Origin of the sequence: Streptomyces glomeratus, assembly GCF_021462825.1 — a bacterium.
Classification (GTDB): Bacteria; Actinomycetota; Actinomycetes; order Streptomycetales; family Streptomycetaceae; genus Streptomyces; species Streptomyces glomeratus.
In genome coordinates, this window is record NZ_JAKEEB010000084.1 from 1 (window position 1) to 3,530 (window position 3,530).

Below are 3,530 nucleotides of genomic sequence, written 5' to 3' on the forward strand. Positions count from 1 at the left end.
GCGGGCCTCGACCCGCTCCTGGTCGAACTGCTGAGGATCCGCACCTCCCAGATCAACGGCTGCTCGTTCTGCCTGCGCATGCACACCCGTGACGCCCTCAAGAAGGGCGAAAACCCCGACCGGATCGCCGGGCAAGCGGCGGTCGGTCCGAGGGGCGCTGCTGCGGTCTCGGCATCCGCTCCGGCGGCCTGCCGCAGTACCTGCAGTGGTTCTGAAGTGATCAACCACTGTAGACGCCTTGGCAGAGACCTACGTCCTCGTACCCGGCAGCGGCCACAGACGCCAGTCGAACAGCAAGTGAAAGACACCCTGATGGAATACCAGCACACTCGCCCCCTTCATAACCGCGTCGTCATCGTCACCGGAGCCGGTACCGGGATCGGCCAGGCAACGGCGGTCGCGATGGCCGAGGCGGGGGCGCACGTCCTCGGTGTCGGCCGACGCCAGGTGGCCCTGGACGAGACTGCCGCCATGCACCCAGGCATCGCGACTCTCGCTACTGACATTCGCTTGGAGCATGCCCCTGAGCTGATCATCAGTACGGCGATCGACCGATGGAAGCAGCTTGACGTGGTGGTGAACAACGCTGGCGCGACTGCACGTGTCTCGTTCGACGAGGTGACACGCTCGCGCATCACCGACCTGTTCGACCTCAACGTCATTGCCCCTACCATGCTCGCCCAGGCAGCGTTGCCTCACCTACGCCGCAGCAAGGGCTCGATCATCAACGTCTCCAGCACCTACGGCCATCGCCCCCACCCGGGCGGTGCCCACTACGGGGCGACCAAGGCCGCCCTGGAACAGCTGACGCGTACCTGGGCGGTCGAGCTGGCCAAGGACGGGATCAGAGTGAATGCCATTGCCCCCGGTCCGACCGAGAGCGAGGCTCTGTCCGTCAGCGGGCTCACGGAGGAGGAAGTGATGGCGGTCAAGAAAGAGCAGGCATCCCGGATCCCTCTGGGAAGGAGGGGACAACCGAAGGAAGTAGCGACCTGGCTCGTCCGCTTCGCAGATCCCACCGCGACGTGGCTGACGGGCCAGATTCTCACGATCGACGGAGGCCTCGAACTCATATGAATACGCTCTTTCGGTGGTCCACCGGGCATCAGGCCTCAATAGATATGGGACAGCTGCGGCGATCTCGTCCGCCTCGCCCGTGAGTGACAGCATGTGTGCTGGTACGGCCCAGACGGTCGTGTGGCTGACCAGGTTGCCCTCACCGTCCCAGGACCACTCCTCACAGGTGTCGTCGGGCAGTTCCCACCAGGCGGGCTCGCCCTCGACCGTCCAGCCCTGCCGAAGAGTCCCGCCCAGGGCATCGGTGGCCTCGGTGATGCGGCCGAAGGCGTCCCGTACGAAGATCACACGGACACCGTCCGGTGCCGTGATGGAAACCGGCAGACCGACGGATTTCGTCCCGGTCAGCGTCGCGGATAGCCGACACATGACCGTATTCGTCAGTTTCGTACTCGGTGCGGAAGCCGTCGGGTTCGGTGACAGCGGTCAGATTGCCACGCGCGTCGTACTCGTAGCGACGCGTACGACCGCCGCGCTCGGTGACGGCCACGGGCAGGCCGTATTAATTGAACGTCGCAGTGGTCCGGACACCGTGGGCGGCTATGAGCCCGACGCGGTTGCCGTCGTCGTCGCGCTCGAGACGGGTGATGTTGCCCAGCGCGTCGGTGTGCTCCAGAAGCAGGTCGCGGGCGTCGAACACGAAGTGTGCGGTGTGCCCCAGGGGGTCGGTCTCGGCGGCAACCAGCAGACGGGAGTTGATGTGGAAGCCCCCCCTGAGCACCGGTGGAGTCGGTGTAGCGGGTGATCCTGATGCCGCCCAGGCCCAGCCCAAGGACGGGCGTGCAATCTTCTTCGTCGTCGAACCCGACCGCGCCCGGCTCGCCGATCTCGCCACGCGGCTGAGGGACGGCCGGCTCAAGCCGCTCGTCGGCGCTGTGCGTCCGCTCGCCGAAGCACCCTCCGCCTTCGCCCCCCGGCAAGCGCACCCCGGGCAAGACGATCATCCGCGTCACGGAAGACTGACCCAGGAGGCCCATCGTGATCAGAATGCCAATCGCCGCCGGCCTCCTGGCCGTCGCCACGCTGACTGCGGCCACGGCCTGCTCGACCCACGCACGCCAAGTGCGCGGCGCAGGTCACCCGAACGGATCGAAGGAATCATGACCGACCCCCAGCGCGTCAACATCGGCAAGCAGCACCCGGCCGCCTACAAGACCCTCATCGCCCTGTCGTCACAGGTGGAAGAGGCCGCCGCCGCAGCGGGCCTCGACCCGCTCCTGGTCGAACTGCTGAGGATCCGCACCTCCCAGATCAACGGCTGCTCGTTCTGCCTGCGCATGCACACCCGTGACGCCCTCAAGAAGGGCGAAAACCCCGACCGGATCGCCGTGCTGCCCGCCTGGGCAGAGACCGGCTACTTCTCCGAGACGGACCGCGCCGCCCTCCGCCTGACCGAGGCGATCACACGCGTGCCGGACGGACACGTCAGCGACGAGGACTACAACGCCGCCGCGGCCGTACTCACCGCAGACCAGGTCTCGGCAATCGCCTGGCTGGCAACCGTGATGAACGCTTTCAACCGTGTCGCGATCACCAGCCGGTACCCCGTCGGCAGCTGACACCGGCGGTGATAAGGGCTGCCGCAGCGGTAATGGTGGAATCACTCGAGTAGCTTGTGCGAGCTGCCCCGGCCCACACAAGCGCGGAGGCGTCCGACGGCGTACCTGCGCGGAGAACGGCCAGGGGAACCAGGTCGAGCCACTTGTCCATGTGAGGCGGAAGATGCCGTACGGGTTGGCCTCATGAGCCGCCGCCTGGCCCGCTGACGCCGCGGGCGAGCGTGAAGCGGCTCGGCGCATCCTCGGCCAGCCAGCCGCGCGCGACCAGGCGTTTCGCCTTTGACCGCGGGGCCTCCACCCGCGCCGGCACCACCTCCATACCGAACAGAGCGGCCATCTCCTGGCAGGTCAGCGGCCCCTGTCCGAGCCGGGACCGGTCCGCGAGTGTCTTCAGGATGCGCTGGTAGTCGACCGACAGCGCGGACCACGCCAGCCCTTCGCGCCACACCGGCACCTGCGGCTTCTGCCTCGTCGAGGCCGTCACCGGCGACATAGCATCGTCCGCGATCCCGGCGCCAGTCGGCACGGACAGCAGCACACTGACCCGCTGGCGGGCGATCATCCACTCCTGCCATTCCTGCTCAGCCGCGGCCAGTTCGGCCTGAACGCGGTCGGCTTCCTCGCGTAGCTCGTCCACCCGACGGCGAGCGGCGAGCTCGTGCTCTTCCAGTAGTCCGACCACCGACGGCATGCCTGACCTCCACAGGAGCGAAGAAGCGATGAGCAACCACTCCCACCCTGCCGCCACCCCTATGCCTGACCAGCAGAAACGCAATCCTCAAGCTCGGAAAGACAACAGCTTCTGAGCTTGTTGTTAAACCTCGGGGGTCACCCGACCTGCTGATCTGCGGTTCTTCCCGGGACAGTCGAGGCGGCCGTTCTTCACGCTTCGAG

General features: G+C 66.9%; 4 protein-coding genes. 2 read left to right on the forward strand and 2 right to left on the reverse strand.

The window, feature by feature from the left end; translation table 11 throughout:
- Positions 1–1,077 (forward strand): SDR family oxidoreductase (locus tag LZ604_RS35305; RefSeq protein ID WP_234520308.1); only part of this gene is annotated, 1,077 nt, incomplete at its 5' end.
- A 502-nt stretch (positions 1,078–1,579) separates the two neighbouring features.
- Here LZ604_RS35305 and LZ604_RS35320 read toward each other — a convergent pair.
- Positions 1,580–1,798: an RHS repeat domain-containing protein gene (locus tag LZ604_RS35320; RefSeq protein ID WP_234520310.1), complete on the reverse strand. Its 219-nt coding sequence runs from the start codon at positions 1,796–1,798 to the stop codon at positions 1,580–1,582.
- Between the two features lie 379 nt (positions 1,799–2,177).
- On the opposite strand from LZ604_RS35320, the gene LZ604_RS35325 reads away from it, so the two are divergent.
- Positions 2,178–2,636: a carboxymuconolactone decarboxylase family protein gene (locus tag LZ604_RS35325; protein ID WP_234520313.1), complete on the forward strand. Its 459-nt coding sequence runs from the start codon at positions 2,178–2,180 to the stop codon at positions 2,634–2,636.
- 181 nt (positions 2,637–2,817) lie between these two features.
- On the opposite strand, the gene LZ604_RS35330 is transcribed toward LZ604_RS35325, so the two are convergent.
- Entirely contained in the window at positions 2,818–3,327 is a 510-nt protein-coding gene (locus tag LZ604_RS35330; RefSeq protein WP_234520315.1) for a hypothetical protein, read from the reverse strand.
- Positions 3,328–3,530: the final 203 nt, after the last annotated feature.

What these genes read in the sequence shown, in the direction of transcription:
- LZ604_RS35325 (WP_234520313.1), top strand. Translation starts at nt 2,178, where the DNA reads ATGACCGACCCCCAGCGCGTCAACATCGGCAAGCAGCACCCGGCCGCC.
- LZ604_RS35330 (WP_234520315.1), bottom strand. Translation starts at nt 3,327, where the DNA reads ATGCCGTCGGTGGTCGGACTACTGGAAGAGCACGAGCTCGCCGCTCGC.